The sequence below is a fragment of the Pseudomonas sp. 10S5 genome, from assembly GCF_035019745.1.
Classification (GTDB): domain Bacteria; phylum Pseudomonadota; class Gammaproteobacteria; order Pseudomonadales; family Pseudomonadaceae; genus Aquipseudomonas.
Genome location: NZ_JASJVL010000012.1, coordinates 87300 through 106621 on the forward strand (window position 1 = coordinate 87300; position 19322 = coordinate 106621).

Consider the following 19322-nt stretch of genomic DNA (forward strand, 5'->3'; position numbering starts at 1 on the left):
CGTCCCCCACGCTTTGGCGTAATTGTTCGCTGGTCTGCAACGCATCGCCGATCAGTTCGCGCAGGCTTGCGATGAAACGATTGAAGCCTCGGGCCAGGTCGCCCAGCTCGTTCTGCCGGTGATCATCCAGGCGGTGGGTCAGGTCGCCATCGCCGCCACCAATGTCGATCAGGGCAGTAGTGACCTGACGAATGGGGCGCACGATGCCACGCGCTATCCAGGCTACGAAACCGAGAAAACACAGCACTACGGCCAGACTGATGGCGGAAATGATCGTCAAAGCGTCTTTGGCCGGGCCATAGACTTCCGCCATCGGCACTTCACTGACCAAGGTCCAACCCAATGAGTCCACCGGAGCAGCCAAGGCGACAAAAGCCTGGCCGTTGCGCTCGAATTCGACCGGGGTTTTACCGGTGGTAGCGCCCAGTAAAGAGTGGGCAGGCCTCGGGCCGACCAATTGCTCCAGTGTTTGGCGGTCGTTGAAATCAGCGTTAGGGTGAACCTTGACCTTGCCGTCCGGGCTCACTAAGTAGACTTGGCCTTGCTCACCGAAATGGAAGTTGCGGACCATGTCTGACAAGGCACTCAAGCTGAAGCCAAGGCCTGCCACGCCAACAACGCTACCGTTGCTTTCAATTCGCTGGTTGATGAACAGCGTCGGTAACCGAGTGTTTTTATCAATATCGATTTCCAGCGCGCGCTGTTTGCCGCTGGCGAGGAAATCATAGAACCAGCTGTTTTCCTTGGTTGCAGGCTGCAACGTGCGGTCCACGCCTCTGTTGGTGAAATAATGGCCACTGCCTTTGGCGACGATAAAGGTGGTCAATGCGTGGTGTTTTTGCTGGATATTGGCCAGATAGCGTACGAAGGTTGCCTGTTGTGCCGGGTCTTCGCCCGTGCGCAGCCAATCCTCGACCAGTGTGTTGTCGGCAATATCACTGGCTGCGGTGAGAGGGGAGGCAAGGAGCCGTTCAAGGTCGTTACGGATTGCCTCGACACTGGCGGGCATCGCCTGTTGCAGCAAATAACGATCGGTCAACCGATTTAAGGCGAAGGCGTAAATAGCGATCACAATCAGGCTACTGATCACCAATGCAGCACCCATGCTCAAGGTGAGTTGCCACTGAATACTTTTTCGCCAGACAGGCATAGGGAAACTCCAAAACGAGCGGACGCACAACCACGACGGAAAAGTGCTGGGGAATCTTTGCATAAGGCAATAATTGCGCCATAAAGTTGATCTTTTGGTCAGCTTTAGGGTGGGGCTATGTCCCGATGGCCCGAGCTAGAGCGGCTTTTCGAAGAAATTTAAAGATCTGATTAAGACCAAACCACACGCCACCCTATATCAGCGCTGTGTCATTTCGGAGCAGCCCCTGGCGAGAAATGAGTGCTTATGTGGCATTCCGCTAGCGGGACCGGTCTCAACTCCGTACCATTCTCCCCCCTCTTTTCCCGCGTTCCTGCGACCGGCTTCGCTGGCCAACTTATTAGGTAAGCCATGAAATCAAATCGCCTACGCGCCGATGCTCTGGCTGGATTGACGACGTCATTCGCCCTGCTGCCCGAATGTATTGCTTTTGCTCTGGTTGCTCATCTCAATCCGCTGATGGGCTTATACGGCGCCTTCATCATTTGCACCCTGACTGCTTTGTTTGGCGGGAGGCCTGGAATGATTTCCGGTGCTGCGGGCTCGATGGCCGTGGTGATCGTTGCGCTGGTGGTACAACACGGCGTGCAGTACTTGCTCGCCACGGTGTTGATCGGTGGGTTGTTGATGGTTGCGTTCGGCCTGCTTCGACTGGGTAAGTTAGTGCGTATGGTGCCGCACCCGGTGATGCTGGGCTTCGTCAACGGCCTGGCAATTATCATCGCTCTGGCGCAGTTGGAGCAGTTCAAGAGCGGCGAGACCTGGCTGAGTGGTTCAGCGCTTTACCTGATGATCGGGCTGGTGGCATCGACCATGGCCACTGTTTATCTGCTGCCACGGTTGACCCGCGCCGTGCCGCCAGCGCTGGTGGCCATCCTCGGCGTCGGTCTGGCGGTGTACCTGCTTGGTCTGCCGACACGCACCCTTGGAGACATGGCGCACATTGCCGGAGGTTTGCCCGACCTGGCGTTCCCGCAGGTGCCTTGGAGCCTTGACACCCTGCGCATCGTGGGCCCTTACGCGGTATTGATGGCCTTGGTTGGCATACTGGAAACCCTCCTGACGCTCAACCTTACCGACGAGATTACCGAGAGCCGTGGTTACCCGGATCGCGAATGCGTGGCGCTGGGGGCGGCCAATATGGTCTCCGGTCTGTTTGGCGGCATGGGCGGTTGCGCGATGATCGGTCAAACCGTGATTAATCTCAGCTCCAATGGCCGCGGACGTTTTTCCGGTGTGGTCGCTGGGGTCATGATCCTGTTGTTCGTGTTGTTTCTTTCGCCGCTGATCGAGCATATCCCGCTGGCCGCGTTGGTCGGCGTGATGTTTGTGGTGTCGCAGCAAACCTTTGCCTGGGCCTCGCTACGAGTGCTGAATAAGGTGCCACTGAACGACGTGCTGGTGATTTTGGCGGTGACGGTGATCACGGTGTTCACCGATCTGGCCACCGCAGTGTTGTGCGGCATTGTCATTGCCGCGCTCAATTTCGCTTGGCAGCAGGCACGCGAACTCTACGCCGACAGTTCACTGGAAGCTGACGGGAGCAAACTCTATCGCGTGCATGGCACGCTGTTCTTCGCCTCAACGACACCGTTCCTCAACCAGTTCGACCCCGCAAACGATCCTGCCCTTGTGATCCTTGACTGTCGACGATTGAGTTTTGTCGACTATTCAGCGATCGCTGCATTGAAGGCATTGCGTGAGCGCTACCTCAAGGTGGGCAAACACTTGCGCGTGCTTCACTTGTCCGAGCGCTGCAAGCACATGCTTAAACGCGCCGGCGTTCATCACGAATAACCGGCGACGGGTACGGGCGTTGCGTTTTGTGTGAACATGCGGGCTTGAGCCTGCCGGTAACTTTAGATGAATGTTGTTTCTCCTCTGGACGCCTATCAACGGGCCATCGACCAGCACGGGTTTACCCCCGATGCTGCACAGTTGAATGCTGCACTGTGCCTGCAAGACTGTTTCCTGACACTGCACGACGGCAAGCGTCGGTCAGCGATCAAGGGCGTTTACTTGTGGGGGCCGGTGGGGCGTGGCAAAACCTGGTTGATGGACCGTTTCTACGAAAGCTTGACCGTGCCCGCGCGGCGTCAGCACTTTCATCACTTCATGCGCTGGGTTCACAGGCGCCTGTTCCAACTTACCGGCACCCCTAATCCTTTGCGGGCGTTGGCACGGGAACTGAGCAAAGAGGTGCGGGTGCTGTGTTTCGATGAGTTGTTCGTCAGCGACATCGGCGACGCAATCATTCTGGGTAGCTTGTTCCAGGTAATGTTCGAAGAGGGCGTGGTGGTGGTGTCTACCTCCAATCAACCACCCGACCAGCTGTATGCCGAAGGTTACAACCGTGAACGCTTCGCACCGGCCATCATCGCCATCAATCATCACATGGCGGTGGTCGCGGTGGACGGCGGCGAAGATCATCGTCTGCATCCAGGTCAATTGCACCGGCGGTATTGGGTGAGTCAGCCGGGCAGCCCGAGTGCGCTGGGCGGTGTATTTGAAAAACTGAGCGGGGGCCGGTCTTCTTCGACTGACCCGGTTGCGATTGGCCATCGCAATATCAACGTGATTCGGCACAGCGACACTATTCTTTGGTGTCGTTATCGCGACGTGTGCGAACAACCCTTAGCGGCCATGGATTTCATCGAGGTGTGCGACCGCTTTTCAGCGATTTTGCTCAGCGAAGTACCGGCGCTGAGCGCTAAGCAGCGTGCAGGAAAAATCGCGCGGGGGACTGAAGACGCGGCCCTGCAAGTCGCCGCCGGTGATCGTGAACTGCCACAATTATCAGTCAATGACGACGGTGTTCGGCGCTTTATTGCACTGATTGACGAGTGCTATGACCGCCGAGTACCGCTGTATGTAGAGGCGCAGGTGCCGTTAGATGAGTTGTACAACGAAGGCTATTTAGCTTTTGCGTTTCGTCGCACGTTGAGTCGATTGCAGGAAATGCAATTGGAGCGGTTTTCAAATCCGTAGCAGCGAACGTGTTTGCGAGACGGCGTAACTGATACCCCGTATAGCGCGTCTCGCCAACACGTTGCTCTACAAAACAGCGCGGACGCGATTCTTTCGGCGCTGGGCCAGCAAGTGTTTGCTGCCTTCGGCGATCAGTATCAGCACCGCGAACCAGATCGGCAGGTAAGTCAGCCATTCATCGCGGTTGATGCTTTCACCCAGCAACAACGCCACGCCGACCAATAACACCGGTTCGACATAACTCAGCAGGCCAAACAGGCTGAAGGGCAACAGACGGCTGGCGATGATGTAGCTGCACAGTGCCGATGCGCTGATCATGCCCAAGACCGGAATCAACACATACAGGCGTGGAAAGTGGGAGAGGGCGCTGGGATCGCCGCTGAAAATGAACCACAGGCCTAGCGGCAGCATGAGTGCCATGTCAAACCAGAGACCGCCAAGGTTATCGGTGCTCAGCCTGCGCCGCAGGACGAAATAAAGCGGGTAACCCAAAGCCACCAGCAGGGTCTCCCAAGAAAAACTTCCCACGCGGTATAGCTCGTTGCCAACTCCCACCAAGGCGCAACACGCAGCGATGGTTTGTAAGCGTGACAGGTGTTCCCCATAAGCGATGCGCCCGGTAACGATCATGGTCAGTGGCAACAAAAAATAGCCCAGCGACACGTCCATACTGCGCCCATGCAGCGGCGCCCACATGAACAGCCAGAGCTGCACGCCCAGCAAAAACGATGACAGCAGCATGCTTGTTAATAGAATGGGTGATCGCCGCAGGCGCTTGGCAATGTCACGTACCAGTCGCCAATCGCCGCTGGAGAGCATAAACAGCGTTACGCATGGCACCGTCAGCAGCATGCGCCAGCCAAAGATTTCGCTGCCGCCCAGAGGCTTGAGCAATGACGTGTAAAAATACATGACCGCAAACAGAATCGAGGCCAGAACCGACAGCACAATGCCTTTTGACACAACTTCCTCACGTTTTATGAATTCTTATTAGTTGCGCAGATGTTCTGCGCCGGATTTGGTTTTAGCCAAGGCAGAAGCGGCGCGTAGTCTAGCCGATCCCTTGTGGCAGGATATGACGGACGTTTGGCAGATAACGTAACCTCGCACGGATTGTGGCAAATACCCCACCGGCGGAGACTTGTTTCAGCCGCGCCGTACAGGTGCGACAGCCTGAGGAACGTCCCTATGACCGCTACCATCGCCGGTATTAAAATCCCTGACAGTGCCTTGGCCAAAGCCACCACTGAATACATTCGGGATAACGAACCTGACCTGCTGTATCACCACTCTCGCCGGGTTTTTCTGTTCGGCGCATTGAGCGGTGAACGTCAAGGGCTCAAGTACGATGCGGAGCAGCTGTACGTCGGTGCAATGTTCCATGACCTCGGTCTGGTTGAAGGTCATCGCAGCGCTGACGAGCGTTTTGAAGTTGACAGTGCCAATGCTGCACGCGCGTTCGTGAAGCCCTTTGGCTTGTCGGAAGGCGACATGGAACAGGTCTGGTTATCCATTGCCCTGCACACCACACCGAACGTTGTGCGCCATTTGCGTCCGAACGTCGCATTGGTGACTGCGGGGGTCGAAATGGACGTGCTGGGTATGGAATACGCGGCCTTCTCCGCTGAACAGCGTGACGCTGTCGTGCATGCGCACCCACGTGGTAATGGCTTCAAGGAGTGCATCATCTGCGCATTCGCCGACGGCTTCAAAGACAAACCAGATACTACGTTCGGTACCGTGAACGCTGATGTACTGGTGGCCGTTGATCCTAAGTTCAAACCAATGAACTTCGTCGAAATCATCCGCACATCCCCTTGGATGGCTTAACCCTGCAAAACTGCGTCTAAACTTTCGCAAATGAATTCGCGCCCACGGAGAAATCATCCCTGTGGAACCGAATTCATTCGAGAAGGCTATTTTAAAAGCGATGCAAAACATTTGGTTAGTCCGCCACCTTTGTTAGGCTACTTCGATTGCCGGGTTCTACCCGCTTGACGTTTTCGAAGGACGTTGCATGACTTCCATCAATATCCTCGCGCCAGCCATCAGCGCTCGGCGCGAGCAGCTTTCCACTCGAATTGCCTTTTTCATCGCCGGCTTCAGCGTCGCCGCTTGGGCGCCATTGGTGCCTTATGCTAAGGCGCGCTTGGGATTAAACGACGGCGCGCTCGGGCTATTGCTGTTGTGCTTGGGCGTTGGCTCGATCATCGCGATGCCCTTAGCGGGAATACTCGCCGCACGCTTTGGCTGCCGATTGGTCTTGGTGATGTCCAGCGTATTGGTCTGTATATGCCTGCCATTATTGGCGACGGTCTCCAGCTTGCCCCTGCTGATTGTGACCCTGTTTGTGTTCGGCGCCAGCATGGGGGCGTTAGATTGCACGGCAAACACTCAGGCGATTATTGTCGAGCGGGCGAGCGGTAGAACCATGATGTCGGGTTTTCATGGCTTATTCAGTCTCGGCGGGATCGCCAGCGCAGCCAGTGTCAGCGGCTTGCTCGGTGCTGGCGCTTCCCCGTTGATCGCCATGTGGGTGGTCGTGGCGATCATTGGTATCGCGCTGGTTAAGGCCTCGCCGCATTTCCTCACTTATGGCAGTGAAAGCAAAGGACCGGCGTTTGCCGTTCCCCACGGCACCGTGTTGTTTATCGGTTTGCTGTGCATGACGGTGTTCCTGACTGAAGGCGCGATGCTTGACTGGAGCGCCGTGTTTCTGAGTTCGATGCGCGGCGTCGACCCTGCTTACGCAGGCTTAGGTTATGCGGTATTCGCCCTGACGATGACGCTCGGCCGACTCTTCGGTGATGCCATCGTACGTCGGGTCGGGGCCAATCGGATGATCATATTGGGCGGCCTGTGCGCGTCAGCAGGATTAACACTGGCAACAGTTATTCCCACCTGGGAAGCGACGCTGCTGGGGTACGCGTTGGTAGGCGTTGGGTGCTCGAATATCGTGCCGGTGCTCTACAGCGCCATCGGACGGCAAACCGTCATGCCGGAGCACGTGGCGGTTCCGGCCGTCACCACGCTGGGGTACGGCGGCATTCTTGCGGGACCGGCCGTTATCGGGTTCATCGCCCATGCCAGCAGCTTGAACCTGGCGTTTCTGAGCATTGCCTTGCTGCTGCTGGGTGTGGCGTTGGGTGGCCGGTTGCTCAGGGTCTGAGCTGAACCAACCCAGCGGGACGTCGCTGTCCAGCAAGCATGATTGGCTCCGCCGAGCAAACACACTTCATGAACGGGGGCGCCACGTTTCGCGCCTTGCCGTTATCGCATAGCAATCTAGGATGTCTCTAACAATCATAAGGAGTCATCCATGTTCGCTGGATTTGAAAAGCATGCGTGTCAGGTCAATGGCGTTGAAATCGCCTACCGGATTGGCGGTTCTGGCCCCGGCCTATTGCTGCTGCACGGCCACCCGCAAACCCACGTGATCTGGCACAAAGTCGCCGAAACCCTGGCCAAGCGATTCACGGTGGTCGCGGCTGACCTGCGTGGTTACGGCGACAGCAGCAAGCCGTTGGCTGACGCCGACCACAGCCTTTATTCCAAGCGCGAAATGGGCCGCGACAACGTTGAGTTGATGGGTAAATTGGGCTTTTCAACGTTTTCGATATTGGCCCACGACCGTGGCGCCAGGGTTGCCCATCGGTTGGCGTTGGATCATCCACAGACCGTGAACCGCATGGTGCTGCTGGACATCGCCCCCACGCTGTCGATGTATAGCCAAACCAACGAGGCTTTCGCTCGTGCCTATTGGCATTGGTTTTTTCTAATTCGCCCGGCTCCGCTGCCGGAAACTTTGATTGAAGCTGATCCCGAACAATTCCTGCGCAGCGTAATGGGTAGCCGTAGCGCAGGCATGGCACCGTTTACCGACGAAGCGTTTGGCGAATACCTGCGCTGCCTGAGACTGCCGGGTGCAGCGCGTGGCATTTGCGAAGATTACCGGGCCAGTGCCGGTATCGACCTCGATCATGACCGTGCCGACATAGCAGCAGGCAATCGGCTACAGCTGCCGTTGATGGTGCTGTGGGGTGAGGAGGGGATTGTCGGGCGTTGCTTTGATCCGCTCAAGGAATGGCAACTCGTTGCCACTGATGTGCGCGGCAAACCTATTGCCGCAGGGCACTACATCGCTGAAGAGGCACCGGAACTGCTGCTGACACACGTGCTGCCGTTTCTGGGTTGTGTCTGATATTCAGGACTTGGGAGCGCTTACTTTGTCTTTCTTGGGCTTACTGGTACGGAGGAAGTCCAAATAGAAATTGAGGGCTCCCAACACGGCTATGGCAAACAGGGCAAACATACCGATTTGAATATTGCTCATGGCGTACTCCCGGCGTAACGAAAAGCGATTGATAGTAATTAATCCAAAACACCTGAGAAGGGAACGAGCTTTACCCGAGCTTTACAGAAAAGGTTCTTGTATTGATCGGGATATTACTTAGAAGGCGGCACTTCTTAGCGATCAGGCATCCTCCTTGCCCGATGCCCAACTTAACTTTGCGTTGCCGCGTGAGGGCGATGCTTCCTGCCTGAAACCCCATAAAAATCGCAACCTTTTGGCATTTCATATAGGGACTGCCCCGAGCAACTGCGCCTCCAGCCAAAAAAAGATTGGATAATCACAAAATATGTTACTAAAGTAACAAAAATAATAATGCATCGGGTGGTCTCTCCCGGCGTTAATGAGGTAGCCAGAACAATGAGCAAGATTGCGGTCATTGGCAGCAATATGGTGGATCTGATCACTTACATTGATCGAATGCCTTTGCAGGGCGAAACCATCGAGGCACCTGGTTTTGCCATGGGCTGTGGCGGCAAGGGGGCTAACCAGGCGGTGGCTGCTGCGAAGTTAGGCGCCGAAGTGGTGATGGTGAGCAAGGTCGGTGACGATGTGTTTGCGGGCAACACACTGGCAAACTTTCAACTGTTTGGTGTCGATACTCAGCACGTAACCCGAGTTCCGGGTGTTTCCAGCGGCGTCGCGCCGATCTTCGTTAAAAGCGATTCTCACAACAGTATCCTGATCATCAAGGGCGCCAACGCTTACCTCAAACCTGCCGATATCGACGCCGCCCGCCCAGCCTTACGTGACTGCGCATTGATCTTGCTGCAGCTGGAAATCGAACTGGAAACGGTCTATCACGCCATTGCTTTTGGCAAACAGCAGGGCATTCCAGTATTGCTTAATCCGGCCCCGGCACTCGCGGGGCTGGACCGTTCACAACTGGTGCAACTCGACTTTCTGGTCCCCAACGAAACCGAACTGGCATTGATCAGTGGTCAACCTGTGACCTCGCCCGAGTCTGCCTTGCAAGCCGCGCGGTTGCTGGTGGCGGACGGTATTCGCCATGTCGTGGTGACCTTGGGCGAAAAGGGCGCGCTATATGTTGGAGAAGAGGGTGAGTTCCGCGTCACCGGACACGTCGTCTCTGCGGTGGACACCACGGGTGCGGGCGATGCATTCATTGGTTGCTTTGCTCATCACTGGACGCAAACCCGCGATATCAAACACGCCATGACCCTGGCCGTGGCCTATTCAGCGTGTTCGGTCACCGGACTGGGCACCCAGACTTCCTACCCTGACGGGTTGAAGTTCGCCGAATTTCTGCACAACCACCTGCCGGAACGCCAAGCCTGAAGGTGTTGTTTCAACCCTGTTTTTCACGGAGAACAATAATGACTAAGCCTGCGCTTCAACAGACGCCGGACGGGTTTTACCTCAACCGAACGCCCTGGTTTGCCTTCTTGCTGTTGTGCAGCATTTTTGCCCTATGGGCGGCGGCCGCCAGCATGAACGACGTGTTAATTGCGCAATTCAAAAAAGCTTTTTTACTCAGCGATTTCCAGACTGCGTTCGTCCAGTCGGCGTTTTACCTGGGCTATTTTTTTGTTGCGATCCCGGCAGCTTTGGTGGTTCGGCGCTTCAGTTACAAAACCACGATTCTCGTCGGATTGCTGCTGTACATGTTTGGCTGCTTGCTGTTCTTCCCGGCGGCGTCCACCGCGAAGTACGGGATGTTTTTGCTCGCGTTGTTTGTGATCGCGGCCGGCCTGTCATTCCTGGAAACCGCCTGTAATACCTACTCTACCTTGATGGGGCCGAGGGAAACCGGCACTCGTCGTTTGAATATTTCCCAGACCTTTCACCCATTTGGCGCCATGGCCGGGGTGTACGTTGGCAGCTTCGTGATGTTCAAGGATACCGACGCTAGCCATGCGCAACTGTTGCAAATGAGCCCCGCAGACGCGGCAGTCCAACAGCTTCAGATGATTCAATCGACCTTGCTTCCGTACAAATGGATGATCGCCGTTCTGGTACTGATGTTCATTCTGGTCGCAGTCACGAAGTTTCCGGCTTGTAAGGGCATTGTCGAAGCCAAAGTCAAACACAGCAGCCTCGGCCAAAGTCTGTCGCGCTTGCGCCGTAATCCACGTTTTGTGTTCGGGGTATTGGCGCAGTTCCTGTACGTCGGCGCGCAAGTGGGGGTTTGGAGTTTTACCATTCGCCTGGCGATGCAGATGGGTGGGATGAACGAGCGTAGCGCGTCGTGGTTTTTGCTGACCACTTTTGCTGCTTACTTTGTGGGCAAGGTGATTGCCAACTTGCTGATGCGCAAACTGCACCCGGCCAAGGTCTTGGCGCTATATGGCGTGCTGTGCATTGTATTGCTGGCTTACACGATTCTGGTGCCCAATATTTCTGCGATATACGCCGCTGTGGGCGTCAGTATTTTCCTTGGTCCTTGCTGGCCGACCATTTATGGCCTGACCATCGATGGCTTGGGTGAAGACACCGGCGTCGGCGGTTCGCTGTTGGTGATGAGCATCGTCGGCGGCGGGGTCATTCCGATCTTCCAAGGCCTGCTTTCCGATTACACCGGCGGCAATATGCAACTGGCCTACAGCGTGCCGTTAGTGTGTTTCGTGGTCATCGTCGGCTATGCCCCGCACTGCATGCGTCATTCGAAAAGCGAGCGAGCGCCGGTCGGTGCGGTGGCAGTCTCATGAGTGTCAACTCAATGAAGCACACAACCGTTACGCTGTTTCCACAGCTGTTCGCGGGCGCTGAAAAGACCTTGCTGGAGTCGTCTGATTTTAAGGTCAGCGCGTGGACCTACCCGTCTGGCGTATTGGCCCTTGCTTTGGAAAATAGCCGTGGGCGAGTGGTGGTATTGCCGTATCAGGGGCAGATGGTTTGGTCGGCGGTGTTCGATGGCTGCGATCTGACCATGCGCAATATGTTCCGCCAGCCACGACCCAGTGCCCATGTGATTGGCACCTATGGCTGCTTTATGTTCCACAGCGGCCTGCTGCGTAACGGCTGCCCCGGCCCGGAAGATGATCATCCGCTGCACGGTGAAATGCCCTGCGCGCCCATGGACAGCGCGTGGCTGGAAGTGGGTGAAGACGGTGGCGGTACGTTCCTTCGACTGGGCGGCGACTACGAATACGTGCAAGGGTTTGGTGATCATTACCGGGCACGTCCCGGCATCACGTTGCGGGTGAATTCGGCGCTGTTCGATATCAGCATGCACGTGACGAATCTGGCGGGAGTGCCGATGGACCTGATGTACATGGCGCACATGAATTACGCCTACGTGGAAGGTGCGCGCTTCGTCGAACCGTTGGGCATGGATCAAACCAGGGTGCGCAGCAGCGTGCCGGCGCATGTTCGACCGACTCCGGAGTGGGCTCGCTATATGGCGCAATTGACGCAAGAACCGTCGCGTTTGCAGGTATTGGATACGCCTGAGCTATACGACCCGGAAATTGTTTGCTTTTTCGATGGCGTGCGCGCCGATAGCCATGGCAACGCGCATTTTTTGCTGACCCACCCTGAGGGTTCGGCGTTTTATACCCGCTATCGTCCCGAGCAGTTTGAGCATGCGGCGCGCTGGGTTCTGCACAACGCCGATCAGCAAGTAGCTGCCTTTATATTGCCTGCGACCTGCGAGCCTGAAGGTTATAAAGCGGAATCTGCCAAGGGCAATGTTCGCTCACTGGCGGCCGGGGAGGGCGCCCAGTTCAGCCTCACCACCGGGTATTTGACTGAGGGTGAGCGGCGATTGCTGGAGCAAGGACTGCACCAGTAGCGGCCAGCGGCGATCGAGGTAGGGCCTAATTCATGTCGGGAAGCACGCCGTGGTGCGCCTTTCGCGAATAGGTTCGTAGATGTCTCCTTTACACCACCAGTTGCATGCCGTGGGTGCTTACCAAATCGCGATAAAGCTTAGGGATTTTCTTGTCACTGATGACGTATTGAAAGTCTTCCAGCGAGGCGAAGTGCGCGGTGCGTACGGCGTCAAATTTGGAGTGGTCGGCCAACAACATGCATTGTTGGGCTTGGCGCAATACCTTCTTTTTGATTTCGACTTCATTGAAGTTAAAACAGGTCACGCCGAATTCCTGGCTAACTCCGGCGGCGGAAAGGAAGGCCCAAGTTAACCGAATACTGTCGAGAATTCCGTTTTCGGCACTGTTTTCAAACACCTGGTTTTTTCGGTGAAACGTGCCGCCACACAGGATGATGTTGCAGTTGGGTTTTTGTTGGAGTTTGAGCAGAACATTCAGTGAGTTGCACACCGCGGTAAATTCCAGCTCGTCAGCAATGAAGTCCACCACAAATGGAATGGTGGTGCCGCAGTCGAAAAATACCGTGTCGCCCGGCAGGATGAAGGCGGCTGCCAGTTTGCCGATTCGACGTTTCTCCTCAACATGCCGTGCGTCCTGCTCAGTGACCCGATAATCGCTGGCTTGCGTACTGTCGAAAACGCGAGTGATGTGGCCGCCGAGCAGGCGAAATTTGTCGGTGTGGCGTCCAAGGTCGCGACGTAGGGTCATCTCCGACACATCCAGCAAAGCCGCCATTTCTCGCAGGTGGATGGCTTTTTGGTCCTGCAGGGCTTGTTGAATCAATTTGATACGGTCGGATTTTTTGGTGTCCACGGGTGTACCGGCAAAGAATGAAGATGTCATTAGTACAACACGCTTTGTGAGCGTCCGTGACATTTGCATGGCCGTTAGTTGAATGGCGTTACCGATTTAACCAGAAACGCTGTTCTGCGCTGGTGCCACAGGTGTGGCTGCCGGAACTGCTGCGTGGATCGGCATGATGTTCGAGCGCAATAAGGTTTTGATGGCTTGGCTGTATGCCTCCCGCCCCAAACTCATGCTGTTGTTATGCGTACCGCCCGGAACCAAAAGTAAGCTTTTCGGTTCCTGCGCGGCCCGGTAAAGCTCCTCGCTGAAGCGCGACGGCACAAACGGGTCCGCAGTACCGTGGACAATCAGTACCGGCATACGGATATCGGCGATTTTGTCGACGGAGTCGAATTTTTGCGACAGCAGCCAGCGCACCGGTAATGAGGTTTTGGCCACAGCGGTGGCCACGTCGGCGAGGGAGGTAAAAGTAGATTCGATAATCAACCCGTGCGCCTGCTTGCCGCTGCCGTCGCTCTTTACGTCATTGCCCAATTCTTTCGCCAGATCAATTGCCACCGCACCGCCCAATGAATGGCCGTAGATCAAGCGTTTGTTGGCGTCCGGCTGCAAGATTTTAAAGCGCGCCCAGGCGATGCGGGCATCTTCATAAACCGTGCGCTCCGATGGCAGCGCGCCTTGGCTTTGGCCAAAACCCCGGTAGTCGATGGCCAGAATGGAAAAGCCCATGGCGTGCAGTTGTTCAATGCGGAACAGTTGGCCCGTCAGGTTCCAACGTGTGCCGTGCAAATACAAGATAGAGGGCGCCCCGGCCTGTGCCGCAGGCCACCACCAGGCGTGAATGTTTTGCGACGTGCCAAAGGCCGGGGTTTTGAGCTCAAGTTCCTGAACGTCGGCAGGCAAGCCGTGATACCAACTGGCGGTGCCAGGCTCGATCTGGAACAGCAGCTTGCGTTCCTCATGCTTAAGCAGCGCACAGCTCGCTGGCAGACCGACGACCAGCAAGGCCATAAGCAGCAGCATCAAGCGGCGAGCCTTGACGCGCGAAAGAAATGAAGTGGGCATGTCTGCTCTCCGCGTAGCGGGTTGTGAGTCAATGGATCGGGCATGTTACGCAGGCTCTAGGTGTTTTGCGCCGGTGTAGATACGGCGCAGAGGGTTTGTAGGTTGAGTGAGTAGCGCTTCGACGCGGGTCCTGGCACCCGGACCGTTGGCCGCCAGTCTGCCGGTGGCAACCCGGTTAATGCAAAGCTTCTCATCGGTTTTCTGTCAGGCATCAAGAGTCCGTTCTGTTTTATCGTTCGTATATCTGTATATTCGAATATTCATATATTTAGAGAGGAGGTCGCAGGTGTATGAACATCGAGCCCCCTGTGTTTTTCAAGTGCCTGGGTGATGAAACCCGCGTGCGGATCATGCTGTTGTTGTGCAGTGAACCCGAGTTATGTGTGTGCGAGCTGATCTGCGCGCTTGACGACAGCCAGCCCAAAATTTCCCGTCACTTGGCGCAGTTACGCGCATGCGGTCTGTTGGAAGACCGTCGTCAAGGCCAATGGATTTATTACCGCCTGCACACCGGGCTGCCTGAGTGGGCACGTGAGGTGCTGCGGGTAACGCAAGAAGCCAACACGGCCTGGATCGCCAGTGACAGCAAACGTCTGACCGCCATGGGCGAGCGACCTGTTCGTATAGTGGCGTGCTGCTGATCTTCAACCCTTTGTTTGAGTGCCTCGGATGTTATTGGCTGTATTGATTTTCGTGTTCACGTTGGTATTGGTCATCTGGCAACCCAAAGGCCTCGGCGTCGGCTGGAGCGCCGCTATCGGTGCGGTGTTGGCGTTGCTCGCCGGGGTGGTCCAGTTGGGAGATATTCCAACGGTATGGGCCATTGTCTGGAATGCGACGGCGACGTTTATTGCCGTGATCATCATCAGTTTGCTGCTGGATGAGGCCGGTTTTTTCAAATGGGCTGCACTGCACGTTGCCCGTTGGGGACGCGGCAACGGCGTCCGTTTATTTGCGTTCATGGTGCTGTTGGGGGCGTTGGTTTCTGCGCTGTTCGCTAACGACGGTGCGGCATTGATTCTGACGCCGATTGTCATTGCCATGCTGACAGCGTTGCGCTTTTCTCCCGCAGCCACCTTGGCATTCGTCATGGCTGCGGGGTTTATCGCAGACACAGCGAGCCTGCCGTTGGTGGTGTCCAACCTGGTCAACATTGTCTCGGCGGACATCTTCAACCTGGGTTTCGGTGAATACGCGTCCGTAATGTGGCCGGTCAATGTGGTCAGCGTCGCGGCAACGTTGTTGATGTTGTGGCTGTACTTTCGCAAAGACATTCCCGGCAACTACGACCCCGCGCAGCTAGAAGACCCCGCCGCAGCGATTCGTGATCACGCAACGTTCCGCGCCGGCGGTTGGGTATTGGGTTTGTTACTGATAGGGCTGTTTGCGCTGGAACCGTTGGGGGTTCCCGTCAGCGCTGTGGCGGCGGCCTGTGCCGTTTTACTGTTGATTATTGCTGCACGTGGGCAGGTGATCTCGGTGCGCAAGGTGATAAAAAATGCCCCGTGGCAAATCGTCATATTCTCCCTCGGGATGTACTTGGTGGTGTACGGCCTGCATAACGCCGGGCTGACCCATGCGCTGACCGCATTGCTTGGCCGGTTTGCTGAATACGGGATCTGGGGCGCGGCAATGGGTACCGGGATTACCAGCGCATTGCTGTCCTCAATCATGAACAACATGCCGACGGTACTCATCGGCGCGCTGTCGATTCAGGGTACGCACACCAGCGGTGTGGTTCAGCAGGCGATGATTTACGCCAACATCATCGGCAGCGACCTGGGTCCAAAAATCACCCCCATCGGCAGCTTGGCGACGCTGTTATGGCTGCACGTACTGGCCAGCAAAAATATTCGTATCAGTTGGGGCTACTACTTCAAAGTCGGCAGCCTCCTGACCTTGCCGATTCTCATCGTCACCTTGGCCGCGCTGGCGCTTCGTTTGAGCTTTCGCAGCTAAGTGAGCAGTGCCACGTCCTGCGGCGTCGAGGAGGCGGTATTTCCTTCAGTTTTGTCATGGAATTTATGAGGCCCCGATGAAAATTCTGTTCATGTGTACCGCCAATAGCTGTCGCAGCGTGCTGTCCGAAGCGTTGTTCAATCATATGGCCCCAGCGGGTTTTCAGGCGGTTAGCGCTGGCAGCTTTCCCAGCGGTCAGCTGAATCTTCGCGCGCTGGCGACGTTGGAAAAAGCGGGGGTTACAGTCCACGGGCTCTACAGCAAAGGCTCAGAAGTGTTTGCCGATTCGCCGCCCGATATCGTGATCACGGTCTGTGACCAAGCAGCGGGTGAGCCGTGCCCGGTGTACTTGGGTCCGGCTATTAAAAGCCATTGGGGTTTGGCTGATCCATCGGATGTCCAAAGCGAGCAAGAGGCTATTCAAGCGGCGTTTGACACAACCGTAGAAATAATTAAACGTCGCTTCACCGCATTGTTCGCGGCGAAGATTGATCGGCTTTCACCCCATGAACAGAAAGAGGTATTGGATGAAATCGGCGGCCTGTAGCCACTTACAGCCGGAAGTGTTCGCTTATCAACTGGGTCAATACTTCAACCGCTGCACTGGCGGCTCCCGGCGCTTTGATCAGTTTTAATTCATGCAGCGGCAAATCCGGGAAGCCATCGTCGATGGTCAGCTCGCGCATATCATCGCTGATTCGAGCGCGGTCGATGATGCCGATGGCGAGCCCAGCGCTTATCGTCAATTCCAGCGCCATCACCCCCGCACTCATGACCACCGTGCGCCACCGCCGCTGGGTGTGCGCCAAGGCATCAATCGCCACGGCACGATAAGGGCAGCCTCTACCGTGCAGCGCCAACGGCACGGGTCGGGTACTGTCGATCCGGTACTGATGTGCAGCCACCCACACCGGTTGGGTCGTGCCAAAGGTTTTTGCAGGTTGGTCGTCGGGTGAAGGCATGCCTATTGGCTCAACGACCAACGCCAGATCCAGCTGGCCACGGATCAATCGTGTCCGCAAACGCCCACTTGAACCCGTCTCGATTTCTAATTCAATATGCGGAAAATGCGTGGTCAATGACGGCAATGTGCATTGCAGCAAGGCCCCGGCGTACTCCTCTGAAATCCCCAAGCGCACGCGGCCATTGGCAACTGGATTACTGAAGCTGTCGAGCACCTGGTCATGCATCCTCAGCAGCTCAGCGGTGTGCAACGCGAAACGCCGCCCCAGCGGGGTCAAGGTCACGGTCTGGTTGTCGCGCTCAAATAATCGCCCACCGGCCACATCCTCCAAGCGTCGCACATGCAGACTCACTGCCGACGGGCTGCGATTGAGAAACGTCGAGGCCGCCAGAAATTGCCCGAACCGGACGACGGCATGGAAGGTACGCAACAGATCGATGTCCAGGGTGTTGGCCATGATTGAGTAATCCTGCATTACTGCTGCTAATCGTATCGTTTGATTGCATTACCGCTCTATTCATACCCTGTTGCAGACATCCTGCACAGGCATTGCTCATGACCCTCCGACAGACCGTTCCGTTGACGACGCCCTGCGCCCAGCGTCGTCGGTTCAACGTGTTGTGGATTACCCCAGCGCTCTTAATGGCCGCCATGGTGCTCAGTTGGAGTTCGGGTTTTATTGGCTATCGCTATGTAGCGCAGCAGGGCGGGGTATTTCTCGCGACGTTCTGGCGCTTTGTGCTGGCCGCGCTGGTGCTGTTGCCGTTTGTGATTGGCGACTTGCGCAGGCTGGCTTGGGGAGATGGCATGCGTCAGGCGCTGACAGGGTTGTTCGCAATCGCCGGTTATATTGCGCCCATCGCCAAAGCGATTGAGTGTGGGGTGGCGCCGGGAATGACGGCATTGATCGCCAACCTGTTGCCATTGATGATCGTGCTGATGACGGCTATTTACCCAGGCCAACGTACCCGAGGCTGGCAATGGTGTGGGTTAAGCACCTGCGTGCTGGGCATGATTATCGCCAGCGGCACGGGGTTTGAGCTCGGAACTGCGGCGCGGTGGGCTTACAGCTTGCCGTTGACCGGTGTGCTTTCGTTGGTCGCCGCCACCCATTACCAGAAACAACGCCCCAGCAAAATGCCACCACTGCTGGGGCTGTTTATTCAGGTGTGTGCGTCGTTGCCCGTATTTGCGTTGTTGGCATCGTATGAAGGCAGTCTGCGACCGATTGCAACCCTCGGCTTCGGGGCAGGGGTGGTGTGGTTGGTCGTACTGTCGACACTCGGTGGTTATGGATTTTATTGGCTTTGCTTACAACGCTTCAGCCTGCAACGCATCAGCAGCGCATTGTTCCTGACACCCCCCGTGACCATGCTCTGGGCTCACGTGCAATTCGGTGATGCACTGACCTCGTTTAGCATGGCGGGCATGGGCCTGACCTTGATAGGGCTATGGGTTTTTAATCGACGGGTGCACCCTCGCCACGCCACTTGATCAGATGTGTTATCTGCCAATTGTCATGGCGTCGCCACTCAAAGCTTGCCCACCAACACTGGATCGGCGCGATAAAGCGTCGGCACCAGTTCTTTCAAACTCTGCACTTTGGGCAAATCATTCATCGCAATGTATGGGCTGGTTGGGTGCAAGGTCAGGTAGTTCTGGTGATAGCCCTCTGCCGGGAAGAAGTTTTTGTGGTCTTCAATTGTGGTCACAATCGGTGCGTTGAACGCCTTCGATCTCTCTAACTGGGCGATGTACGCCTGAGCAACTTTTTCCTGTTCAGGGTTCTGCGCGAAAATCGTCGAGCGGTATTGCGTGCCGCGATCAGGGCCTTGGCGGTTCAGCTCGGTCGGGTTGTGCGCCACCGAGAAGAACACCTGTAGCAAACGCCCATAACTCACCTTCGTCGGGTCATACGTGACCTGCACCGATTCCGCATGCCCGGTATCGCCGGAGCCAACCTGCTCGTACTCGGCGGTGTTCGCTACGCCACCGGCATAACCGGACAGCGCATTTTCAACACCGATCACGTGTTGAAACACGCCTTGAACGCCCCAGAAACAGCCACCGGCAAATACCGCGACTTCGCTGTGGGATGTGCCGACCGCTTCATCCAGTGTTGGCGGGGCGAGGGCCACCACTGGTTCGGCAGAGTTCGCCGATTGCAATGACAAGCCCAACATCAACGCCACGGCACCTGCGCAGCTCAGCGCGACAGATGCTTTATGTTTGGCAAAACTGAAC

The 19322-nt window shown here is 56.3% G+C and carries 18 protein-coding genes and 1 pseudogene; 12 read left to right on the plus strand and 7 right to left on the minus strand.

Translation table 11 applies throughout. From position 1 onward, the window contains the following. Positions 1-67: 67 nt before the first annotated feature. Positions 68-1213 (minus strand): annotated as a pseudogene (locus QN378_RS23630) (cache and HAMP domain-containing protein); the annotation flags it as partial. A gap of 288 nt (positions 1214-1501) precedes the next feature. Between QN378_RS23630 and QN378_RS14825 the strand changes: the two are divergent. Then, positions 1502-2947: a SulP family inorganic anion transporter gene (locus QN378_RS14825; RefSeq protein WP_323547402.1), complete on the plus strand. Its 1446-nt coding sequence runs from the start codon at positions 1502-1504 to the stop codon at positions 2945-2947. 66 nt (positions 2948-3013) lie between these two features. Then, entirely contained in the window at positions 3014-4138 is a 1125-nt protein-coding gene (zapE, locus tag QN378_RS14830) for a cell division protein ZapE (protein WP_323547404.1), read from the plus strand. A 66-nt stretch (positions 4139-4204) separates the two neighbouring features. Here zapE and rarD read toward each other — a convergent pair whose 3' ends face one another. Further along, entirely contained in the window at positions 4205-5101 is an 897-nt protein-coding gene (gene rarD / locus QN378_RS14835; RefSeq protein ID WP_322204521.1) for an EamA family transporter RarD, read from the minus strand. Between the two features lie 225 nt (positions 5102-5326). Between rarD and QN378_RS14840 the strand changes: the two genes are divergently transcribed. From QN378_RS14840 to QN378_RS14850, 3 genes are all read left to right on the plus strand, one after another. Continuing rightward, the gene (locus QN378_RS14840) at positions 5327-5968 is read left to right on the plus strand and encodes an HD domain-containing protein (protein ID WP_322204519.1); all 642 of its coding nucleotides are present in this window, start codon (positions 5327-5329) and stop codon (positions 5966-5968) included. Positions 5969-6155: 187 nt separating this feature from the next. After that, a complete protein-coding gene (locus QN378_RS14845; RefSeq protein ID WP_322204517.1) occupies positions 6156-7307 on the plus strand; it encodes an MFS transporter in 1152 nt (383 codons plus the stop codon). 150 nt (positions 7308-7457) lie between these two features. Beyond that, positions 7458-8339 carry an alpha/beta hydrolase gene (locus QN378_RS14850; RefSeq protein ID WP_322204515.1) on the plus strand — a complete coding sequence of 294 codons (882 nt, stop codon included), beginning with the start codon at positions 7458-7460 and terminating at the stop codon, positions 8337-8339. 3 nt (positions 8340-8342) lie between these two features. On the opposite strand, the gene QN378_RS14855 is transcribed toward QN378_RS14850, so the two are convergent. Beyond that, positions 8343-8471: a hypothetical protein gene (locus QN378_RS14855; RefSeq protein ID WP_322204514.1), complete on the minus strand. Its 129-nt coding sequence runs from the start codon at positions 8469-8471 to the stop codon at positions 8343-8345. Between the two features lie 378 nt (positions 8472-8849). Between QN378_RS14855 and rbsK the strand changes: the two genes are divergently transcribed. From rbsK to QN378_RS14870, 3 genes are read left to right on the plus strand one after another with little or no spacing between them, the layout of a single operon-like run. Continuing rightward, positions 8850-9788 carry a ribokinase gene (rbsK, locus tag QN378_RS14860; RefSeq protein WP_323547406.1) on the plus strand — a complete coding sequence of 313 codons (939 nt, stop codon included), beginning with the start codon at positions 8850-8852 and terminating at the stop codon, positions 9786-9788. 38 nt (positions 9789-9826) lie between these two features. Continuing rightward, positions 9827-11158: an L-fucose:H+ symporter permease gene (gene fucP, locus QN378_RS14865; protein ID WP_323547408.1), complete on the plus strand. Its 1332-nt coding sequence runs from the start codon at positions 9827-9829 to the stop codon at positions 11156-11158. Positions 11159-11169: 11 nt separating this feature from the next. Next, the gene (locus tag QN378_RS14870; RefSeq protein ID WP_407074085.1) at positions 11170-12243 is read left to right on the plus strand and encodes an aldose 1-epimerase family protein; all 1074 of its coding nucleotides are present in this window, start codon (positions 11170-11172) and stop codon (positions 12241-12243) included. An 88-nt stretch (positions 12244-12331) separates the two neighbouring features. On the opposite strand, the gene deoR is transcribed toward QN378_RS14870, so the two are convergent. Together deoR and QN378_RS14880 are read right to left on the minus strand one after the other, a co-directional pair. Further along, a complete protein-coding gene (gene deoR, locus QN378_RS14875; RefSeq protein WP_323547415.1) occupies positions 12332-13096 on the minus strand; it encodes a DNA-binding transcriptional repressor DeoR in 765 nt (254 codons plus the stop codon). A gap of 96 nt (positions 13097-13192) precedes the next feature. After that, on the minus strand, positions 13193-14155 hold the full coding sequence (locus QN378_RS14880; protein WP_322204507.1) for an alpha/beta hydrolase: 963 nt from the start codon (positions 14153-14155) through the stop codon (positions 13193-13195). 290 nt (positions 14156-14445) lie between these two features. On the opposite strand from QN378_RS14880, the gene QN378_RS14885 reads away from it, so the two are divergent. The 3 genes from QN378_RS14885 (at position 14446) to QN378_RS14895 (ending at position 16661) form a co-directional block, all read left to right on the plus strand. Next, positions 14446-14796: a metalloregulator ArsR/SmtB family transcription factor gene (locus tag QN378_RS14885; protein ID WP_322204506.1), complete on the plus strand. Its 351-nt coding sequence runs from the start codon at positions 14446-14448 to the stop codon at positions 14794-14796. Positions 14797-14824: 28 nt separating this feature from the next. Continuing rightward, positions 14825-16114, plus strand: coding sequence for an arsenic transporter (locus QN378_RS14890; RefSeq protein WP_323547410.1), 1290 nt, complete (start codon positions 14825-14827; stop codon positions 16112-16114). Between the two features lie 76 nt (positions 16115-16190). Continuing rightward, on the plus strand, positions 16191-16661 hold the full coding sequence (locus QN378_RS14895) for an arsenate reductase ArsC (protein ID WP_322204501.1): 471 nt from the start codon (positions 16191-16193) through the stop codon (positions 16659-16661). Between the two features lie 4 nt (positions 16662-16665). On the opposite strand, the gene QN378_RS14900 is transcribed toward QN378_RS14895, so the two are convergent. Next, positions 16666-17535 carry a LysR family transcriptional regulator gene (locus QN378_RS14900; RefSeq protein WP_323547412.1) on the minus strand — a complete coding sequence of 290 codons (870 nt, stop codon included), beginning with the start codon at positions 17533-17535 and terminating at the stop codon, positions 16666-16668. A gap of 98 nt (positions 17536-17633) precedes the next feature. Here QN378_RS14900 and QN378_RS14905 point away from each other — a divergent pair, with 98 nt between their 5' ends. Then, complete coding sequence (locus QN378_RS14905) at positions 17634-18572, plus strand: DMT family transporter (protein WP_323547413.1); 939 nt, start codon at positions 17634-17636, stop codon at positions 18570-18572. A 38-nt stretch (positions 18573-18610) separates the two neighbouring features. On the opposite strand, the gene msrA is transcribed toward QN378_RS14905, so the two are convergent. Beyond that, positions 18611-19261: a peptide-methionine (S)-S-oxide reductase MsrA gene (msrA, locus tag QN378_RS14910; protein ID WP_322206892.1), complete on the minus strand. Its 651-nt coding sequence runs from the start codon at positions 19259-19261 to the stop codon at positions 18611-18613. Positions 19262-19322 lie beyond the last annotated feature (61 nt).